The organism is Nocardia sienata NBRC 100364, from assembly GCF_001613205.1.
Classification (GTDB): Bacteria; Actinomycetota; Actinomycetes; order Mycobacteriales; family Mycobacteriaceae; genus Nocardia; species Nocardia sienata.
Genome location: NZ_BDBX01000024.1, coordinates 112,186 through 131,703, shown reverse-complemented (window position 1 = coordinate 131,703; position 19,518 = coordinate 112,186). Strand labels below are relative to the sequence as shown.

Here is a 19,518-nt window from a genome sequence, read left to right as displayed (position 1 = left end):
CCTGCCCGCCGCGAAATCTATTGGTGCCCTCAGTTCTAGCGCCTTCCCGCGCATGGAGAACCGTCGCGAACAACGAAGCCGCGCACATCGACCTGGACCGTGCGGCCGACGGACACCGGTGCGGGTCAGATCCGTCGGTGTTCGCGCAGGGTTCGGAGGGCGGCCAGTGTGGTCAGGCCGCGCCATTCCACGATCTGGCCGGGAGAGTAGTGCAGGAAGTGGAAGTCCCAGCCGCCGTCGGCCAGTTGTTCGTGTTCGAGTCGCTCCAGTTCGGCGGTGATCGTGGAGTCGTCGAACAGGGCCCGGCTCGGTGCGGTGGGTCGCGGGGAAAGGTCGAGGGGTTTGATGTGTTCGTTCTCGATTCCTCCCTCGACGGGCACCGTGCCGTCGGTGCGGATCGCCGGACGCAGCAACTCGATGGCCGCGGCGGCGCGGGCAGGGTCGGGGACTGCGTCGAGGAACTGTAGGGCGAATTCAACGGTGTAGCCGACCGGTTTGTCGATCGCCTCGATCTGGTTCCAGCACCACGTCGTCGCGGTGTCGAGCCACGAATGCCGGGCGCCGAGTTGCCACAGCCGGGCCGCGAGGGCGTAGGTGAGGAAGCCCGCTTCCGGGCTCGGTGTCATCCAGGGTGCGTGGGGGTGGCCGTCTGCCGAGGGAAGCACGGTGGGGATACCGCCGTCGGGATGGGCGATGGTAGCGATCCAGTCGCTGACCTCGGTGACCATGGGGGCTCGGGTGGCGTTGATGTCGGTGAGGACGTCGAGGGCCGCCAGTGCCGCGGCCGGCTGGCTGTCGGGGCACCGCACGTCGGGCTCCAACGCATGTCCGAATCCGCCGTCATGGTTCTGATACGCCGCGAGTGCGGTAAGTACGGGCTCGACCGGTCCGTTGTCGAGGAGGACGGCGAGCTGGTGGCGTTCCAGGACACGGGCGTTGGATTCGATGAACTGCCGGGCAGCTTCCAGGTCGATACTCATGCACCGCAGGCTAGGCGGCGGTGAGCGTGGCGTCTTTCAAGAAACGGACAGGCGTGAGGCCGGTGAGGCGCCGCACTTCCGCCGTCATATGCGCCTGGCCGGCATAACCTGCCACATGAGCGCGGTCGGCCAGCGAACCTTGCTGCAGGGCAACGAGTTTGCGCAACCGGATCACCCGAGCCAAGAACTTGGGGCCGTAACCGACCGCCGCGGTGACTCGGCGGTGGAGATGACGCTCGCTGACACCCAGGTCATCGGCGACAGCCGCGACACGCGCACCACTGTTGCTCAACCGGGAGATGGCGGCGTCGACGAGCGGGTCCGGTCCGGCCTTCCTGTGCAGCAGGGCCTCGGTCAGCAACCGGAGACGCGTCGATGGGTCCGCGGCCGCGAGGTCATCGGTCCAGTCCGCGACCGCCGGCCACAGCAGAGACAGCGGGATCTGCTGGTCGCGTACTTCATCGGCCGGGATGCCCAGGACGGCTCCGGCCATTCCCGGCCGGAGCCGGATACCGCCCGCGGACTCGCCGGTCGCCGCCCACACCAGCGGTTTCGTATCGGCGCCGACCACAAGAAGTCGGGTGCCGAGCCAGACCAGGTCGACGCACCCATCCGGAACCACACGCTGCGTGCCGCCGACCAGAGCGTCACTATCCCATACACAGGCCGCCACCGCCTCCAACCCGGTCGGCGGCCGATACTCACGGTAAACACCCACCCGGGCACACTATCCAGGCACGAACCGACCAGGATTCCCCTGCAGTGCCGGAGTCCGGTGGGGCCGGTCGCGGTGTGGGGCCGGCCGTGCGTCTACCGAATCAATCCGATGCGGGACCGGCCTCGGCCTCGATGCTCGCGCGGAGTCGGAGAAGCTCGGCTTCCTGGGCCCTGAGGCGGGCGATCCCAGCGCCCAATCGGCCTGCCCGCTCGTCGAGTTGCGTCAACGCGGCTTTCCGGTCGGCATCGGAGGCGCCGGCGGGATCGATGCATGCGACCTGCAGTATCGCGGATGCCTCCGACAGCGACAGGCCGGAGGCCAGCAAGCAGCGTATGTGGTCCACGATCTGAACATCGTCGGGGCGGTAGTTCCGGTAACCGTTGGAGTCGCGTTCGGGCGAGAGAATCCCGGCACCCTCGTAGTGCCGGAGCATTCGCGGGCTCGCCCCGGTGGCCCGGCTCAATTCGCGTATCCGCATCCAGCCGTCCTCCCCTTGACATTGACGTAAGTGTCATACTTTAGCTTGGCCGGCATGATGAACGAAAGCAGTCGACCGAAGGTGATGCTCGTAGTCGCGCATCCGGACCACGACTCGGCGACCTGGGCCATTGCCCGGGCCATCGAGCAGGGCATCGAGTCCGATGGAAATACCACCGCGATAACCCATGACTTGGTGGCATCCGGTTTCGATCCGGTCTACCGAAAGGCAGATCTGGCGCACCACCGAGGGCTTTCGGAACTTCCTGCCGACGTCAGGCGTGAGCAGGAACTGCTCGAATCGGCCGATGTGACCGTCGTCCTCTTTCCGGTCTACTGGTGGTCCATGCCGGCACTCGCCAAAGGCTGGTTCGACCGGGTATTCGGGGCCTACGACGATGTTTCGCACGGTGAACCGAGCGTGGTGAAGCAACTACATCTCGTCGCGAGTGCTGGTCTCGGAGAAGGTACGTTTGCCCGGCACGGATACAAGACGGCGTTGACGACTCAGACGATGCACGGCATCGCCGACTATTCGCAGATCGGCGACTCATCCATCGAGTTTCTCTACGACACCGAGTCCAAGGACTCCGCAGTCCACGAGCGACTGATCGCGCAGGGATACAAAATCGGCGTCGCGATGGCGCAGCGTGCGCACATCGCGTACGACTCGGTTGCGGTCTGAGCGCTCGGGCGTCACAACCCGGATGTAGGACCGGTGGGTGGATCAACGGACCGGCCGCGTCCGCATTCGGGTGTGGAGGGTGAAGTAGAAGCCGAGGTTGGCGATGACGCCGACGGCGGCGGAGATGCCGCATAACCACTGGCCCCGGCATCGACGTGATGCCACGATGACGTGACTTCATTCGTCATGACAACTGCGCTGAGAGGACACCGCATGGTCGCGGATCTTCGTATACGTTTCGCTGTCGACGACGAGATGCTCTCGCGGCTCCACGCCGACGCATTCGGCGGTGACCACGTGCCGAGTTCTTGGACGGCGCGCCTGGAGCGGCACAGCAGATCGTGGGTCGGCGCGTTCGTCGGCGATCGGCTTGTGGGGTTCGTGCACGCGGTCTGGGATGGAGGTCGGCATGCGTTCCTCCTCGACACCGTGGTCGCCCCCGACTTCCGGCATCAGCGCATCGGAGCCGGCCTGGTCACGACACTCAGCAGCGACCTACGCGAACTGGGTATCGAATGGCTCCACGTCGACTACGAACCACACCTCGAAAGCTTCTATCGCGACACCTGCGGATTCCGGACCACCGACGCCGGCCTACTAAGACTGAACTGACACCGCACACCACCTTGGATCCTGCTCCACTCCACCCTTACCCGGACCGGCGGTTCCTGACCGGACGGCCACCAGGTCGCTGCCCCGAATGGACACCGCAACCGTGGGACCAGCGTTCATAAAACGATGGGATCTTGGCCACATGAGGCTGAATCATCGCTGGGTCAGCGATCAATTCCGACACCTAGGTGTCGGAAGATTCATCTTTGCTGAACACCACCGGGTTCGCGCTTCTTCGTCTTGGGTGGGGTGTGCGCTCAGGGGAGGCGATCGAGGATGGCGGCCAGTTCGCGCACTTTGAGAATGACGCCGGCATGGCCGGCGTCCAGCGTGTGGATATCGAATCGGTTGTCCGGAGTGAGGCGGTCGGCGTCCTCGATCATCTTCGTGACCAGGGCAGGGGAAAGCACGTTGTCCCGGGACAGGCGGATGTAGCTGCGGGGCACCCGACCCCACGTCCCGGCGTCCACCCGGGCGTCGGCGAACTGGGTGAGAGCGCCGTCCTCGTGCTGCATGCCGAAGTTGAGTACGGCGAGCGTCTGTTCCAGGGTGGCCTCGGGCATGTTGATGGTCCGGAAGTCTTCGAGTGCTTCGATATCGGCCGAGCGCAGGTCGAACCGGATGATGCCCGGGGGGGACAGCGTCCAGGCACCGAGTTCCCCACTTTCCATGATGGAAAGTATCCGGTACTTTTTCCATTATGGAAAGTATGGAGCAGCCTGCGACGTATACACCCGAACAGGCGCGGCAGGCTTTGGATGCGGTGTCGGCGACTCGGGCGCGACTGGTCGAGCGGGCAGCGATTCCGTGGTGGTACCACGTCGGCATGGCGTTGAGCTTCGGCATCGCGATCTCGTCGTTCAGCCTGGGAGACGGCTATCCTTCCTGGCTGGTGCCGGGGGGAATCCTGGTGGTGCCGTTCGCGCTGAGCTGGCTGGTGGGCAGGAAGACCGGCGTCGGACTCGACCTCTACCGCACCACCCCGAGTGCGGTCGTTCCCGGATGGAAGTGGGCAGGCGCCTTCGTGCCGGCGGTGATCGTCGGCACGGTACTGCAGTGGGGTTTCGATCTGCCTTGGGCCATGGCCGCGGCCGGGGTGGCCGTTTTCGGGCTCACATTGGTCTACTCACCACGCGTCACCGCGGCGATGCTCGAGGATCTGCGCGCCGGGAGGAACAGTGTCGACGACCTCCGTTGAGCCCGCCTTCGACGAAATCATCCACCCGCCCAATCGCTTGCGCCTGTGTGCCGCGCTGGCCGCGGCCGAACTCGTCGAATTCGCCGTCGCGCGAGAAGTACTCGGCATCAGCGACTCGGTGCTCAGCAAACAGGTCAAGATCTTGAAGGAGGCCGGCTACGTGCGGGTCGACAAGAAGACTCGCAACGCCCGGCCCCAGACCTGGATCGGGCTGACGAAGGCGGGCCGCGCCGCACTCGACGGACATCTCGCAGAACTGCGGAAAATCGCCGAGCAGGCGCAAAGCATGTAGTAGGACCGGCGCGCCGCTCTTGAACACTCACCCTCAGCTGTTCGACCGAAGGAACGAGCTGGATGCTCCTATGGATGTCAAGGAGCAGGTTTGGGGTTGTCGGTAGTGATGAGCTGGTGTGGGTGTCCCGGTGGGTATCGACGCCGCCGGCGACCTCGCTGGACATGGCATGTTCGTGTGTAATGGAGGGCATCGTCGTCCTGTTGCTCGCGACCGTGGGCAGGGCGGCACGCACCAGCCGGGCACGCGGACAAGACAGAGATGGGGCCTCTGGCCAGGCTCCTATGAAGTCACAACGCCGCACCTGGCGGAGTGCACGTGAGCGCCTCCGGCCCGGGCCGACAAATCCGGTTGAGGACCCTGAGTCAGTCAGTCGGTGGGGCAAACCCGGGCCGGAGGCGCTCACCTACATCCTCTCTGTCAGTCGGCTTCCAGCAGGGCGGCCTTCAGCTCACGCGCCGCAGCTTGTGGGTTCGCTGCCGCGGTGATCGCGCGCACCACGACCACCCGTTCGGCGCCCACCGCCAGAACTTCGGGAAGGGTCGCGGCGTCGATACCGCCGATGGCGAACCACGGCCGGGTCGGCGCCGCTTCGGCGGTTTCGCGTACCAGCTCCGGCCCGGCCGGTGTGCGCCCAGGTTTGGTCGGGGTCGCCCATACCGGGCCCGTGCAGAAATAGTCGAGGTTCTCGTCGCCCGCGGCCAGCCGGGCCTGATCCCGGTCGTGGGTGGACCGCCCGATCACCACATCCGGGCCGAGGATCTTGCGGGCGTACCAGGGCGGCAGGTCCTGCTGACCCAGGTGCAGCACATCGGCGCCTGCAGCCAGTGCGATATCGGCGCGGTCGTTGACCGCGAGAAGCGCACCGTGGCGGCGGGTCGCGGCCTTCAGTTCGGCGAGCGCCGCGAGCTCGCCCTTGGCCTCGAGGGGACCGAACTGCCGCTCCCCGGGCGAACCCTTGTCCCGGAGCTGGATGATGTCCACTCCACCGGCGAGGGCCGCTTCCGCGAACTCGGCGAGGTCCCCCTTCTCCCGGCGGGCGTCGGTGCACAGGTAGAGCCGGGCGGTGGCGAGGCGGTCTCGCGGGGGCAGCGGTCGGCGAGCGGAGGACGGTTGCACAGCTGCCACCGTAACCGCGCTAACGTGGAGAAGTTGCAGGAGGTGGAACGTAGTGCGAACATCCGCGCGCGCGGCGCGGGCGGCGAGCCGGACCCGACCGGCGCGATGTAGCCCGGCGCCGATCCATCGATCCGGCCGTACCGCCGACGCCGGCCACCGTGTTTTCCGGAGGAGGTGGCGCAGGTGAGCGGCCAGGCCACCGATCCGACCCTCGCCGTCGTCGGCGGCGGGGTGATCGGGCTGGCCGTGGCCTGGCGGGCCGCCGAGGCGGGCTGGACGGTCACCCTGTTCGATCCGGCGGTGGGCAGCGGTGCCTCCTGGGTGGCCGGCGGGATGCTCGCGCCGCTGTCGGAGGGCTGGCCCGGTGAGGACGCGGTACTGGAGTTCGGGGCCGCGGCACTGGCCCGCTGGCCGGATTTCGCGGCGCGACTCGAGGCCGTCACCGGTGTGGACGTCTTCGTCGCCACCGAGACCCTGACGATCGCCCAGGACGCCGCCGATGCCGCCGACCTGCGCACGGTCGCCGAATGGGTCGGCGAGCGCGGCCATGAGCTCCGGGTACTGGAACGAGCCGGGGTCCGGGAGCTGGAACCGGCGCTGGCCCGCACGGTGCGGGCCGGGCTGCTGGCGCCCACCGAACCGGCCCTCGACAACCGCCGGCTGCTGACCGCGCTGCGCAAGGCCGTGGCCGAAGCGGGGGTGACCGTGCACGCGGACCGCGTCCGCGACCTCACCGATCTCGACCAGCGGCAGGTGGTGCTGGCCGCGGGCGCCGCCTCGGCCGAATTGTGGCCCGGCCTGCCGGTCCGGCCGGTGAAGGGCGAGATCCTGCGGCTACGCCACCGCCCCGGCGCCCAACCACCGCCCACCCGGGTCGTGCGGGCGCGCGTGCACGGGCGGCCCGTGTACTTCGTGCCCCGCGCCGACGGCCTGGTGCTCGGCGCCACGCAGTACGAGGCCGGTTTCGATACCGCGGTCACGGTCGCCGGGGTCCGCGACCTCATCGGTGACGCCGAGACCGTGTTGCCCGGGATCGGCGAATACGAACTGCTCGAAGCCGCCGCCGGGTCGCGACCCGGCAGCCCGGACAATCTCCCCCTCGTCGGGCGGTTGTCCGACCGCGTGATCGCGGCCACCGGGCACGGCCGCAACGGCATGCTGACCAGCGCGCTCACCGCCGAGGCGGTGGTGGCCGAGCTGAACGGGCAACCGCTGGCCGAGGTCGCGGCGGCCGATCCGAACCGGTTCACGGCATCCACATCCTCAGGAGGTAGTCGATGACACAGTCGTCCACACAGGGCTCACCCGCGCACGGATCGTCCGTGCCGATCGGGGTCACGGTGAACGGGATCGAGCACGAGTTCACCGAACAGCTCACGGTGCGCCAACTGCTGGAACGCCTCGAACTGCCTTGCCAGGGCGTGGCGCTGGCGGTCGGCGGCGCCGTGTTCCCGCGCTCCCGCTGGGACGAACCGGTGGGCCGCGGCTGGGAGATCGATGTGCTCACGGCGGTTCAGGGTGGCTGACGAAGCACTGCGCATCGCCGACCGCACCTTCGGCTCCCGGCTCATCATGGGCACGGGCGGCGCGGAGAACCTGACCGTGCTGGAGGAGGCCCTGCTGGCCTCGGGTACGGAACTGACCACGGTCGCCATGCGGCGGGTCGACGCCGCGGGCGGTACCGGTGTGCTCGACCTACTGAAACGGCTCGATATCGCGCCGCTGCCCAATACCGCGGGCTGCCGCACGGCCGCCGAGGCGGTACTCACCGCCCGATTGGCGGCCGAGGCGCTGGATACGAACTGGGTCAAGCTCGAGGTGATCGCCGACGACCGGACCCTGCTGCCCGACCCCATCGAACTGATCGACGCCGCCGAACAGCTGGTGGACGCCGGTTTCACCGTGCTGCCCTACACCAACGACGATCCGGCGCTGGCGCGGCGGCTCGAGGACGCGGGATGCGCGGCGGTGATGCCGCTGGGCGCCCCGATCGGCACCGGTCTGGGTATCGGTAATCCGCACAATATCGAGATGATCGTGAGCCGCGCCCAGGTGCCGGTGATCCTGGACGCCGGTATCGGGACAGCCAGCGACGCCGCGCTCGCCATGGAACTCGGCTGCTCCGCGGTACTGCTCGCCACCGCGGTGACCCGGGCCAAACATCCGGCACTGATGGCCGCCGCCATGGCCGACGCGGTACGGGCCGGTTACCGGGCGCGGGAAGCGGGCCGGATCCCCAAGCGGTTCTGGGCCCAGGCGTCCTCGCCCGGGAGGTAGATCCCCGAGGCCGGACCGGCTGCGAGTAGGTGCCGGGCCAGGGCCGGGTCATCCTCCAGGATGAGTACGGAGGCCGACCATCGGGCGACGCGAGCGCTCCACGAATAGGGCATGCTGGTCGGCATGATCGAAGTCCGGGGCTTGACCAAGCACTACGGGCAGACCGTCGCGGTCCAGGACCTGACCTTCACCGTCCAACCCGGTCAGGTCACCGGGTTCCTGGGACCGAACGGCGCCGGTAAATCCACCACCATGCGCATGATCCTCGGCCTGGATCGCCCGACCGCGGGCAGCGCGCTGATCAACGGTAGACCGTACGGGCAGCTGAAACACCCGTTACGCGAGGTCGGCGCGCTGCTGGACGCGAAATGGGTGCATCCCAACCGGTCGGCGCGAGCCCATCTGGAATGGATGGCGGCCTCCAACGGGCTGCCGAAATCCCGGGTGGAGGAGGTACTGCGGCTGGTGGGCCTGTCCGAGGTCGCCGGTAAATCGGCCGGTGGGTTCTCCCTGGGTATGTCGCAGCGACTCGGCCTGGCTGGCGCTCTGCTGGGCGATCCGAAAGTCCTGCTCTTCGACGAGCCGGTCAACGGCCTGGACCCGGAGGGCATCCTCTGGATCCGGCGGTTCATGCAGCGACTGGCCGCCGAGGGCCGCACGGTCCTGGTGTCGAGCCATCTGCTCTCGGAGATGTCGCAGACCGCCGATCATCTGGTGGTCATCGGCCGCGGCCGGCTCATCTCCGACTCCACCACCGCGGAGTTCATCGAACGCGCGTCGGAGTCGTCGGTGCGGGTGCGTAGTCCGCAGCTCGACGAACTGCGCAGTCTGCTCACCTCGAACGGGATGACCGTGAAACAGAACGAGGGCAACGCCGACGGCGCGGCACTCGTGGTCAACGGGGTCACCAGCGACGCGGTCGGCGCACTGGCCGGTGAGCACAACATCACCCTCTACGAACTCGCCCCGCAGCGGGGCTCGCTGGAGGACGCGTTCATGCGGATGACCGGCGGGGATGTCCAGTATCACGGTGAGGTCGGCCCGCAGGGCGATGTCGCGGCGGCCCCGCCGGCAGCCGTCCCGGACCGGACCGAGGTTCTCGGAGGTACCAAATAATGGGTGTGATCGCCGCGGAACGCATCAAACTCACCTCGACCCGCTCCCCGTGGTGGTGCTCGCTGATCGTGGTGGCCCTCGCGGTCGGCTTCGCCGCACTGTTCGGGCTGATCGGGCGGATCGCCGCCGACGACCCGCAGGCCTCGGGCGCCCCCGCGCTGACCGTGGACACCGCCTTCCTCGGGATCAGCGGGTTCGGGGTGATGGTCCTGGCCATCATGGCCACGCTCACCGTGACCAGCGAGTACCGGTTCGGCATCATCCGGACCACCTTCCAGGCCGTACCCAACCGCATCCTGGTGATCGGCACCAAGGCGGGCCTGGTCGGGCTCTACGCGGCCGCGTTGACCACGGTGCTGGCCTTCGCCGCCTACGCGGTGGCCAAGGCGGTCGCCGGGGACGCCGGGTCCACCCTGATCCTGGAGGGCAACTGGCGCGCCCTGTACTCGATACCGGTCCTGGCCTTCCTCAACGTGGTGCTGGCCATCGCCATCGGTGTGCTGGTCCGGCAGTCGGCGGCGGCGATCTCGTTGATCGTGCTCTGGCAGCTGATCATCGAACCGCTGGTCGGGGCACTGGGTAAAGTGGGACGTGAGATCAGCGCGTTCCTGCCGTTCCAGAATGCGAGCCGCTTCGCGCTGATGGACGAGTCGATGGCGTCGGGCAACTGGCACTGGGGTGTATGGGGCAGCCTCGTCTACTTCATCGCCTTCGTCGCACTCGTCACCGGTGTCGCTCTGGTGGTGGTCAACCAGCGCGACGCCTGACCGAATCGCCCGAGCCGCTTCCCTCGCCGCTCGGGTAGTGGGTAGCGCGGCCTTGTCGGGAGGATCGCGCGCCCCGCACGCCGGCGGCCACTGCCCGGTCGTCGGAGTGCACTTACCACCGGCCCGGTGCGCTATGCACCGGGCCGGTGGTCGTAATGGCGACAGTGTGGTTGTTCGCCCCGTCACCGTTGGCGGCGGGCGAACTCTTCGTGAGTTGCCAAATATCTGTAACCAAGCGTTCACCGGCCGCCCTCCGGTCGTCGCTACCATCGGGGGCAGGCACCGAACGTTTTCCATCGGCGGACCCAACGGCGTGCCGCACTCCTCCGATAGAGAGGCGACAGGTGACTATCATCAGCGTTCCCCTCACGTCCGATTCCCTGAGATACCCTCGGGGCGTGAACGAGAAGCCCTCCGGCCGTGCCGTACCGGAGCCGGAGGTCCGCAGCGCCGCCGCGCCGGGCGCCGATCACGCGACCACCGACGAGCCGACGGTCGGATCGGCCGCCGTCGCCGAGAACGGCGCGGCCGCCGGTGCGGTGCGCCGTGTCCATCCGCTGTCGGCCCTGATGAACGTGGCCAACCAGCGACCGGATGTGATCGAGGTCCTGCGGCGGGCCCGTCACCAACTCCCCGGCGACCCCGCCTTCGGTGACCCGCTCTCGGTCACCGGCCCCGGCGGCGCCCGGGCCGTGGCGCGGGCCGCGGACCGGCTGGTCGGCGACAATCCCAGCGCCGCCCGCGAGATCGGGTTCGGTGCGCTGCAGGTCTGGCAGGCGATGCTCGAACGCCTGGGACGCGGTAAGGGCACCCAGGAGATGACGGTGATGTTCACCGATCTGGTGTCTTTCTCCTCCTGGTCGCTCACCGCGGGCGACGAAGCCACCCTGGATCTGCTGCGCAAGGTGGCCAAGGCCATCGAACCTCCGATCGCCGAACGCGGTGGCCAGGTGGTGAAACGGATGGGCGACGGCGTCATGGCGGTGTTCCCCTCCGCGGATCGGGCCGTCCAGGCCGCGATCGCCGCGAAACGCAATCTGGCCGAGGTCGCCGCGGGCGACTACCGGCCCCGGATGCGGATCGGCCTGCACACCGGCTCACCGCGGGAGATCGGCGGCGACTGGCTGGGTGTGGACGTCACCATCGCCGCGCGGGTGATGGAGGCCGGCGGCAATGGCAAGATGATGATCTCCCACACCACGCTGACCGCGCTGAACCCGGAGACTCTGGCCGAACTGGGGCAGACCGCCCGCCCCTACCGCCGCAGTTTCTTCGCCGCACCCCTGAGCGGGGTACCGGAGGATCTGCGAATCTATCGGATCAGTTCGGCCTGACCGCTCGGGTCCCCGCGTCGCCGCCCGACGGGCGCCGGTGTGGACGGTCGCTGACCGCCCGGGCGCGTCCTGCACCCTGCCGGTCGCGCGACCGTGCCGGATGCCGCCGGGCGAGAAGCAGCTGTGGGCGGCCGGCTCGGTTCAGCACGGCGAGCGCGATAGGGCACAGTGACATTGTGGACCGCGGTCTCGACGAGGTGTGGCGAAGTGTGCGCGAGATGCTCGGGGCGACCGCCAAGGACGGCGGTCCTGCGATCGCCGCGTTCCCGAAGCAAGCCAGCGGTCACGTCACCCAGGCCGCCGAAAGGTTCGAGAAAGCCTCTGCCGCGGGAACACCGGATCAGACCGTCACATCCGGTGACAGGCTCATCCCCATGGCACGGTCTTCCGCCTACGTACGCGGCCGGGACCTGGTCGACGAGGTGGATTACAGCGAACTGCGGTGGACGAGAAGACCCGGGTCCTCGGGAAACTCCTCGGCCTTCGAGGAGATCCAACGGCTACAGGGATTCTGCGGCCCCGTCACCACCGTGACAAGACCCGAGGTCGATGCGGTGATCACGCCGGGCAGGCCACCGCTGTTCCGCGGGTTCGAGGAGGACCGCTATATCGACGACTTCATCGAAGGCCCCGTACGACCGGGCGGCGGCCCCTCCGGATCCGGGACGTATGTCACGCCGCTGGAGAGCGTCGCCTTCGACTACACCGATCCCACCCGCACTCAGGAACTCGCCGCCCGGCAGGCCCGCGTGGTGCTGATGGCACTACGCCCGGAGGCCCGGGTGATCACTCTCGACGCACTCATCACCCAGCGTGATCACGCCCTGACCCGAATCGACGATGAACTACGGGTCCTGCGCACCACAGCGGACCCCACGGACGAGGAGACGACTCGCCGCATCGCGCTGCAGGACAAGCAGCTGACGTTCGCCGATATCGGCCAATTCGGTGCCCTGTGCGGCTGGGACGCCATCGACGGATCCAGCGCCTTCTCGGACAAACAGTGGGTCATACTCAACCCGACTGCTCTGTTGGTCCATCACCGCTGAGGAGCATCGCCGCAGGGAGCGCCCGATGCCGGCCGGGCGACGACGCGCCATACGCCGGGGAGCGTCGGCCCCCTCCGATGCGCTCTCCCGGCCGATCCTCCGGTAATGCGCTCCTCTCAACTCGAGGCGCCGATTCACCACCGATATGCGAGCGCGCTGGTCGCCGCCGCCGACCCACCCGGGGCTGCGGACGGCGCGAAGGACGGGACGTGCGCCCACCCCGCTACGCGGATACGAACAGGGGCCGATCGATCTCCGGGATCCAGCAGTCGCGGGCGATATCGCGGTTGTAGTTGTCGTGGAAATACGCGGCCAGATCCGCGATACCCGGATGCGTGTCGGTCCTGTCCCACAACAGCGCGTGTGGATAGGCGGGGGTCGGGTCGACAATCGGCACCCGGCGGATATGCGGATGCCACGGGGATTCGAAACCTTCCGCGCTGAAGGTCGCGAGGGTGTCGGAGCCGGCGATGTGCTCGATCACCATCGCGATCGGCGCCGGTCCGCGACCGGTGGCGACCTCGGGGAACAGTTCGGACCGGCGACTGCTGTCGATCACGACTCCGCTGTACCGGCTCAGCTCGCGGTAGTAGTCGGTCCACTCCGATTCCACCGAGGTCCCCGGCACCCACACCGTCACCCCGGCCAGTTCGGCGAGCGAAACCGCCGCACGTCCGGCGAGCGGATGGTCCTTGCCGACCAGCAGATGCAGCGGGTCCAGCAGGAACGGCATGGCCGCGATGCGCGCCGGCAGCGGCCGGGGCCCGCCCGCGGCGCGGGCGACGGCCGCGTCCACCCGGCCCGCGACCAGGGCGTCGCGGGAGGTGACGAAGGCGTTGGTCAGCACGATCTCGGTATCGCGGTCGGGGTGACGGCCGAGGTAGTACCGCATGGCCCGCATTTCGGTCGCCCGCTCGCCCAGCACCGCCACCCGCAGCGGCCGCGGTCGGCGCATCACCGTGGCCACGGCTTCGTCGGCGACGGCGAGCAGCGAGCGCGCGTGCGGCAGGAACCGGGCGGCGGACGCGGTGAGGGCCGCGCCGGTGGGTGCCCGGTCGAAAAGGTCGAGGCCGAGTTGGTTCTCCAGCCGGGCGATACGTTTGGACACCGCTTGCTGGCTGATCCCGAGCAGCGCCGCGGCCGCACCGAATCGGCCTTCGTCGGCGACGGCGACGAAGGCCCGCACCGTCGCCAGATCGAGCTCGGGCACCCCACCTCCTGATACATCCATCAGTTGTCTCCGTGGTCGTGTCGATTGTTCGACTCATCACTCTTGAGCTGGTCATATGTAGCCGAAACAACCTTATCGGCCCGCCGGTCCGACAACCGAACCGGCTACGGGCCCGGTTCTACGGCACGGGGTGATCGATGACGGGCGCGTCTTTCGTGCATCTGCACAACCACACCGAGTACTCGATGCTCGACGGCATGGCCAAGGTGGGCCCGCTGTTCGCCGAAGCCGAGCGCCTGGGGATGCCGGCGGTCGGGATGACCGATCACGGCAATATGTACGGGGCGGCGGAGTTCTTCCGGCAGTCCCGGGATTCACCGGTGAAACCGATCATCGGTATCGAGGCGTATATCGCGCCGGAATCCAGGTTCTCCGGCAAACGGGTGTTCTGGGGCGAACCCGGGCAGAAATCCGACGATGTGTCGGGGTCGGGCGCGTATCTGCACATGACACTGTTCGCCCGGAACGCGGTGGGTCTGCGCAATCTGTTCCGGCTGTCCTCCCGCGCCTCCTTCGAGGGGCAGTTGGGGAAATGGCCGCGGATGGACGCCGAACTCGTCGCCGAATACGCCGAGGGTGTACTCGCGACCACGGGTTGTCCGTCCGGCGAGGTCCAGACCCGCCTGCGGCTGGGGCAGTTCGACGCCGCCTACGCGGCTGCGGGCCGCTGGCGCGATATATTCGGCCCGGACAACTTCTTCCTCGAAGTGATGGACCACGGCCTGGCGATCGAACGCCGAGTCCGCGACGACCTGATCGCGGTCGGCCGCAAGGCCGGACTCACCGCACTTGCCACCAACGACTGCCACTATGTGCTGCGGCAGCAGGCCGCGGCGCACGAGGCGATGCTGTGTGTACAGACGGGAAAGACGCTGTCGGATCCGGCACGGTTCCGGTTCGACGGCGACAGTTTCTATCTCAGGTCCGCGGCGGAGATGCGCACCCTGTGGGACGAGGAAGTGCCCGGGGCCTGCGATACCACCCTCGCGGTGGCCGAACGCATCGAACCCTACGACGAGGTCTGGGAATTCCGCGACCGGATGCCGGTGTTCCCGGTCCCGGAAGGTCATACCGAGGACAGCTGGCTGCGCCGCGAGGTGGAGGCGGGCCTGCGCTGGCGTTTCCCCGCGGGGGTACCCGACAGTTACCGCGATCGCGCGCAGTTCGAGCTGGACATCATCCGCGACAAGGGCTTTCCCGCCTACTTCCTGGTGGTCGGCGATCTGGTGGCGCATGCCCGCCGGGTCGGTATCCGGGTCGGTCCCGGCCGTGGTTCGGCGGCGGGGTCGCTGGTGGCCTACGCACTGGCGATCACCAATATCGACCCCATCGAGCACGGACTGCTGTTCGAACGGTTCCTCAATCCCGAGCGCCCGTCGGCACCCGATATCGATATCGATTTCGACGACCGCCGTCGCGGCGAGATGATCCGTTACGCCACCGAGCGCTGGGGCTCGGACAAGGTCGCCCAGGTCATCACCTTCGGCACCATCAAGACCAAGGCGGCCATCAAGGACGCCGCCCGCGTCCAGTTCGGTCAGCCCGGCTTCGCCCTCGCCGACCGGATCACCAAGGCGCTGCCGCCCGCGGTGGGCGCCAAGGACATCCCGGTGTCGGGGATCACCGATCCCGGCCACGAACGCTACGGCGAGGCCGCGGAGGTACGGGCACTCATCGAAGCCGAACCGGATATGCGCCGCATCTACGACACCGCGGTCGGACTCGAGGGAATGGTCCGCGGCGCCGGAGTCCACGCCTGCGCGGTGATCCTGTCCAGCGAACCGCTGCTCGATATCGTGCCGCTGTGGAAGCGTCCGCAGGACGGGGCGATCATCACCGGCTGGGACTACCCGTCGTGTGAGGCCGTCGGTCTGCTGAAAATGGATTTCCTGGGTCTGCGCACCCTCACCGTGATCGGTGACTGCCTCGACAATATCCGCGGCAACAGCGGTATCGAGATCGACCTGGACACCCTCGCCCTCGACGACGCACCCACCTACGCCATGCTGGCGGGCGGTGACAATCTCGGCGTGTTCCAGATGGACTCGGCCGGTATGCGCGAACTGCTGCTGCGGATGGCCCCCACCGAGTTCAACGATCTGGTGGCCTCCAACGCTCTCTACCGGCCGGGGCCGATGGGCGTGGGGGCGCACTGGTCCTACGCCGATCGCAAGAACGGGCGGGAAGCGGTGACCCCGATCCATCCCGAACTCGACGAACCGCTGCGCGCGATTCTCGCCGAGACCTACGCGCTGATCGTCTACCAGGAGCAGATCATGCAGATCGCGCAACAGGTCGCCGGATATTCCCTGGGCCAGGCCGATCTGCTGCGCCGGGCGATGGGTAAGAAAAAACCGGAAGTACTGGCCATGGAGTTCGAGAACTTCCGGGGCGGTATGCGCGGCAACGGCTACAGCGACGCGGCGGTGACCGCGCTGTGGGAGGCGGTGCTGCCGTTCGCCGGGTACGCCTACAACAAATCGCACGCCGCCGGCTACAGCCTGGTGATGTACTGGACCGCCTACCTCAAGGCCAACTACCCGGCGGAGTTCATGGCCGCCCTGCTCACCTCCGTCGGTGATGACAAGGACAAATCGGCGATCTATCTGGCCGACTGCCGCAAGCGGGGTATCCGGGTGCTGCCGCCGGATGTGAACCAGTCGGCGGACACGTTCACCAGCGCCGGACCCGATATCCGCTTCGGCCTGGGCGCAGTCCGCAATGTCGGTGAGCCGGTGGTGCGGGCGGTGATCCGGGCGCGGGAGTCGGCCGGCGCGTTCACCGGTTTCTCCGACTATCTGACGAAAACCGACGGTGTCGCCTGTACCAAGAAGGTGGTCGAATCACTGGTCAAAGCAGGCGCTTTCGATTCCCTCGGCCATCCCCGCAAAGGTCTGCACACGATCCACAGCGAAGCCATCGATGCGGTGACAGTCACCAAGAAAGCCGCGGCGCGTGGACAGTTCGACCTCTTCTCCGGTGATACCGCCGACGCCGCGGCACACACCTCCATTTTCGAAGTGCCCGTCCCCGACGAGGAATGGGATACCCGCGAGCGGTTGAGCTACGAGCGGGAGATGCTCGGGCTCTATGTCTCCGGGCATCCGCTCGACGATATCGCCGCCGCGCTCGGCGCCGCCGGTGACACCCCGCTCGCCGCTCTGCACGACGGTCGCGTACCGCACGGGCGCCGGGTGCGGGCGGCCGGCATCATCGCCGCCGTCGATCGGCGCGTCACCCGCAAGGGCGAGCCCTGGGCGGTCGTGCGTCTGGAGGACCTGGAGGCCGGCGCCGAAATCCTGTTCTTCCCCGCCGCCTACGCCACCGCCGCCGGATACCTCACCGAGGACGCGGTAGTGGTGATCACGGCGACGGTCAGCGTCCGCGACGGACGCCGGTCGCTACTGGGCGATCAGGTGACCGCACCGGATCTCACCGCCGATACCGCCGGGCGGCCGGTCACCCTCACCCTCCCCGTGGCGGCCTGCACCCCGCATACCGTCCGCGCCCTGCGCGAGACCCTGCAGCGGCATCCCGGCCCCACCGACCTGCGAATCGACCTGATCGGCGCGCGAGGTCCCCGGCTGCTCGCCCTCGACCCCCGTTTCCGGATCACCCCTTCGTCCGCGCTGATGGGAGAGCTGAAAGCGCTGTTCGGACCGGCTTGCCTGCGCTGACGATCAGGACAGATCGAGATGGCGGTTCACCGCCATGGCGGCCTCGGCGAGTTCCGGGAGTTCGACTACCCGCACCCCGTGCTCGCGCAACTTCTCCACTCCCACACAGTTCTCGACGAACGTGGACGGTTCACGCCACGCGATCACCACGACAGGTATACCGGCGGCGAGCACGCGATCGGTACAGGGCAGCCGCGTTTTGGTCGCCCGCTCCGAACAGGGCTCCAGAGTGCTGTAGAGGGTGGACCGCCCCAGCCGCGGATCGTGTGGATCCAACTTTTCCAGGGCGGACTCCTCGGCGTGCACCTTCGGATCGGTTTCCCGGGAATAGCCGGTGGCTATTTCGATGCCGTCGGCGACGATCACGGCGCCCACCGAGAAAGCACCGGGTGCCCGCGGGCTCCGCCGCGAGAGATCGATCGCCCGGTTCATCCAGTGGTGGTGGTCGGGTTCGGGCACGGGGCCTCCTGAGGTCGATATCGCAACACTGCCACATCTCCGAGCCGCTCCACCTCGACCAAGCGCATCCGATGGGTGGAGCCTCCGGGGAACCGCGCGGGATGCAGGAACCGCGGGGCGGCGGGGTCACCGACCAGCGTGGGTCCGATCGCGAGCAGCAGTTCGTCGGCCAATCCGGCGGACAGGAACGCGGTGTGGATGCGGCCGCCGCCCTCCACCATCAATCGCCTGATGCCCCGGGCGCCGAGATCGTCGAGCAACGGCCGGAACTCGAGTTCGGGGCCCAGGGCCACGATCTGCGCCGGTGCGGTCAGCCGGTCGCGCAGCCGCCGGGCTCCCGCGTCGGTGGTGTAGACCAGCGGCGGGTGTTCGGCGGTACCGTATCGCCAGAAACGCGCCTGCGGGTCCAGTTCGCCGCTCGCGGTCACCGTCACCTTCCGGGGATATTCCGGCCGGCCCGCGGCGACCCGCTGTGCGCGCCGCGACTCGTCGCGTACGAGCAACCGCGGATTATCGCGCCGCAGCGTCTCGGCGCCCACGAGAATCGCGTCCGACCAGGCACGGATACCGTCCACCCGGTCGAAATCGGCGTCATTGGACAGCAGCAGGCGTTCGGGTTCCGTATCGTCGATATAGCCGTCGACACTCATCGCGACCGACAGCAGCACATACGGTCTGCCCGCCCGCGCCCCCTCGTCCGCGCCGTTTCCCAACTCAGCCCTCCGATCCGAGCACCGCACTGCGCGGAATCCCCAGCACTCTGGCCTCCGCGTGCGCGGCCCCGCCGAGTCCCGCTCCCGGGTCGTCCGCCTCGCCCGCGGGGTTCGGGGAGCCACTCGGTTCCGAATCCTCCGGCGGGTACGGCGGGTTCAGCAGGACCGCACGGTCGCCGGGCCCATCGGGTCCGGTGTGCAACCAGACGAACTCCGCACCCAGGTCGACCGTGCGCGGCAGGGTCGCGGCCAGCTCCGCCGCATCCGCCGTCGCCCACTCACCCGGGTCCATCCAGGCGAACGTGGCCCGCAACCCCGGCCAGGCGTGGGCGAACCCGGCATGCAACGGACGCTGATCCACCTCGTCCTCCGGCACCCAGGCCAGTTCCACACTTTCCATGTTCGGGCGCAGCGGCAGCGGTTTGCCGGCATCGGCGATCACCGTCGTGTAGGTCCAGCCGCTCGGGGCGGTGGCGGTGACCCGTTCGGCCCGCACCCGGATATCCGCGGCCTTGATACCGGCCTCCTCGTCGGCTTCGCGGACCGCCGCGTGCACCGCCGACTCGTCGCTGTCACGGGCCCCGCCGGGCAACGCCCAGGTCCCGCCTTCGTGACTCCATAGGGCGCGATGTTGCAACAGCACCGCCGAACCACCACTACCGATCGGGGCGCGCAGCAGCAAGCCGGCCGCACCGAACAGGCCCCAGTGCCGCACACCACCGGGGCTTATGGACCACCCGTCACCGTCACCACGCATCTCGCACCGCCCTCGTCGACCGTTGCCTCCATCCTGCCCCACCCGTGGTGGCGGGTG

Annotated in this window: 21 protein-coding genes; 12 read left to right on the top strand and 9 right to left on the bottom strand. The window is 68.2% G+C overall.

The features are described 5' to 3' along the window. Positions 1-125: 125 nt before the first annotated feature. The 3 genes from NS4_RS15070 to NS4_RS15060 form a co-directional block, all read right to left on the bottom strand. Positions 126-980 (bottom strand): hypothetical protein, encoded by an 855-nt coding sequence (locus NS4_RS15070; protein WP_063060153.1) that lies wholly within the window; start codon positions 978-980, stop codon positions 126-128. 10 nt (positions 981-990) lie between these two features. Continuing rightward, entirely contained in the window at positions 991-1,698 is a 708-nt protein-coding gene (locus NS4_RS15065) for a DUF6597 domain-containing transcriptional factor (protein ID WP_063060152.1), read from the bottom strand. A 100-nt stretch (positions 1,699-1,798) separates the two neighbouring features. After that, entirely contained in the window at positions 1,799-2,176 is a 378-nt protein-coding gene (locus NS4_RS15060; RefSeq protein WP_084487288.1) for a MerR family transcriptional regulator, read from the bottom strand. A 54-nt stretch (positions 2,177-2,230) separates the two neighbouring features. On the opposite strand from NS4_RS15060, the gene NS4_RS15055 reads away from it, so the two are divergent. Beyond that, a complete protein-coding gene (locus tag NS4_RS15055) occupies positions 2,231-2,860 on the top strand; it encodes an NAD(P)H-dependent oxidoreductase (protein ID WP_084487286.1) in 630 nt (209 codons plus the stop codon). A 213-nt stretch (positions 2,861-3,073) separates the two neighbouring features. Continuing rightward, positions 3,074-3,472: a GNAT family N-acetyltransferase gene (locus tag NS4_RS15050; protein WP_063060149.1), complete on the top strand. Its 399-nt coding sequence runs from the start codon at positions 3,074-3,076 to the stop codon at positions 3,470-3,472. 257 nt (positions 3,473-3,729) lie between these two features. Here the strand turns inward: NS4_RS15050 and NS4_RS15045 are convergent, their stop codons facing one another. Further along, positions 3,730-4,143, bottom strand: a complete 414-nt coding sequence (locus NS4_RS15045; protein ID WP_063060148.1) for a hypothetical protein — start codon at positions 4,141-4,143, stop codon at positions 3,730-3,732. A gap of 38 nt (positions 4,144-4,181) precedes the next feature. On the opposite strand from NS4_RS15045, the gene NS4_RS15040 reads away from it, so the two are divergent. Together NS4_RS15040 and NS4_RS15035 are read left to right on the top strand one after the other, a co-directional pair. After that, positions 4,182-4,670, top strand: coding sequence for a hypothetical protein (locus NS4_RS15040; RefSeq protein WP_157106062.1), 489 nt, complete (start codon positions 4,182-4,184; stop codon positions 4,668-4,670). Beyond that, on the top strand, positions 4,651-4,962 hold the full coding sequence (locus NS4_RS15035; RefSeq protein WP_063060146.1) for a transcriptional regulator: 312 nt from the start codon (positions 4,651-4,653) through the stop codon (positions 4,960-4,962). Before NS4_RS15040 ends, NS4_RS15035 begins: the two co-directional genes overlap by 20 nt. 420 nt (positions 4,963-5,382) lie before the next feature. Here NS4_RS15035 and thiE read toward each other — a convergent pair whose 3' ends face one another. Then, positions 5,383-6,081 carry a thiamine phosphate synthase gene (thiE, locus tag NS4_RS15030; protein WP_063060145.1) on the bottom strand — a complete coding sequence of 233 codons (699 nt, stop codon included), beginning with the start codon at positions 6,079-6,081 and terminating at the stop codon, positions 5,383-5,385. Positions 6,082-6,264: 183 nt separating this feature from the next. Between thiE and thiO the strand changes: the two genes are divergently transcribed. From thiO to NS4_RS14995, 7 genes are all read left to right on the top strand, one after another. After that, entirely contained in the window at positions 6,265-7,362 is a 1,098-nt protein-coding gene (gene thiO, locus NS4_RS15025) for a glycine oxidase ThiO (protein ID WP_063060272.1), read from the top strand. Beyond that, positions 7,359-7,607: a sulfur carrier protein ThiS gene (gene thiS / locus NS4_RS15020; RefSeq protein WP_063060144.1), complete on the top strand. Its 249-nt coding sequence runs from the start codon at positions 7,359-7,361 to the stop codon at positions 7,605-7,607. Before thiO ends, thiS begins: the two co-directional genes overlap by 4 nt. Then, the gene (locus NS4_RS15015; protein ID WP_063060143.1) at positions 7,600-8,358 is read left to right on the top strand and encodes a thiazole synthase; all 759 of its coding nucleotides are present in this window, start codon (positions 7,600-7,602) and stop codon (positions 8,356-8,358) included. Before thiS ends, NS4_RS15015 begins: the two co-directional genes overlap by 8 nt. A gap of 123 nt (positions 8,359-8,481) precedes the next feature. Further along, positions 8,482-9,474 (top strand): ABC transporter ATP-binding protein, encoded by a 993-nt coding sequence (locus NS4_RS15010; protein WP_084487332.1) that lies wholly within the window; start codon positions 8,482-8,484, stop codon positions 9,472-9,474. Beyond that, a complete protein-coding gene (locus NS4_RS15005) occupies positions 9,474-10,241 on the top strand; it encodes an ABC transporter permease (RefSeq protein WP_030524754.1) in 768 nt (255 codons plus the stop codon). The genes NS4_RS15010 and NS4_RS15005 overlap by 1 nt, the downstream gene beginning before the upstream one ends. Positions 10,242-10,810: 569 nt before the next feature. After that, entirely contained in the window at positions 10,811-11,575 is a 765-nt protein-coding gene (locus tag NS4_RS15000; RefSeq protein ID WP_063060271.1) for an adenylate/guanylate cyclase domain-containing protein, read from the top strand. Positions 11,576-11,751: 176 nt separating this feature from the next. Then, positions 11,752-12,624 carry a hypothetical protein gene (locus NS4_RS14995; RefSeq protein WP_063060142.1) on the top strand — a complete coding sequence of 291 codons (873 nt, stop codon included), beginning with the start codon at positions 11,752-11,754 and terminating at the stop codon, positions 12,622-12,624. A gap of 223 nt (positions 12,625-12,847) precedes the next feature. Here the strand turns inward: NS4_RS14995 and NS4_RS14990 are convergent, their stop codons facing one another. Then, the gene (locus NS4_RS14990) at positions 12,848-13,834 is read right to left on the bottom strand and encodes a LysR family transcriptional regulator (protein ID WP_169811765.1); all 987 of its coding nucleotides are present in this window, start codon (positions 13,832-13,834) and stop codon (positions 12,848-12,850) included. 158 nt (positions 13,835-13,992) lie between these two features. Here NS4_RS14990 and dnaE point away from each other — a divergent pair, with 158 nt between their 5' ends. After that, a complete protein-coding gene (gene dnaE / locus NS4_RS14985) occupies positions 13,993-17,532 on the top strand; it encodes a DNA polymerase III subunit alpha (RefSeq protein WP_063060140.1) in 3,540 nt (1,179 codons plus the stop codon). 3 nt (positions 17,533-17,535) lie between these two features. Here the strand turns inward: dnaE and NS4_RS14980 are convergent, their stop codons facing one another. The 3 genes from NS4_RS14980 to NS4_RS14970 are packed head-to-tail and all read right to left on the bottom strand — an operon-like array spanning position 17,536 to position 19,461. Then, positions 17,536-17,991 (bottom strand): deaminase, encoded by a 456-nt coding sequence (locus NS4_RS14980; RefSeq protein WP_063060139.1) that lies wholly within the window; start codon positions 17,989-17,991, stop codon positions 17,536-17,538. Further along, positions 17,961-18,704, bottom strand: coding sequence for a RibD family protein (locus NS4_RS14975; RefSeq protein ID WP_369690213.1), 744 nt, complete (start codon positions 18,702-18,704; stop codon positions 17,961-17,963). Before NS4_RS14975 ends, NS4_RS14980 begins: the two co-directional genes overlap by 31 nt. Position 18,705: 1 nt before the next feature. Continuing rightward, positions 18,706-19,461: an NUDIX hydrolase gene (locus tag NS4_RS14970; RefSeq protein ID WP_084487284.1), complete on the bottom strand. Its 756-nt coding sequence runs from the start codon at positions 19,459-19,461 to the stop codon at positions 18,706-18,708. Positions 19,462-19,518: the final 57 nt, after the last annotated feature.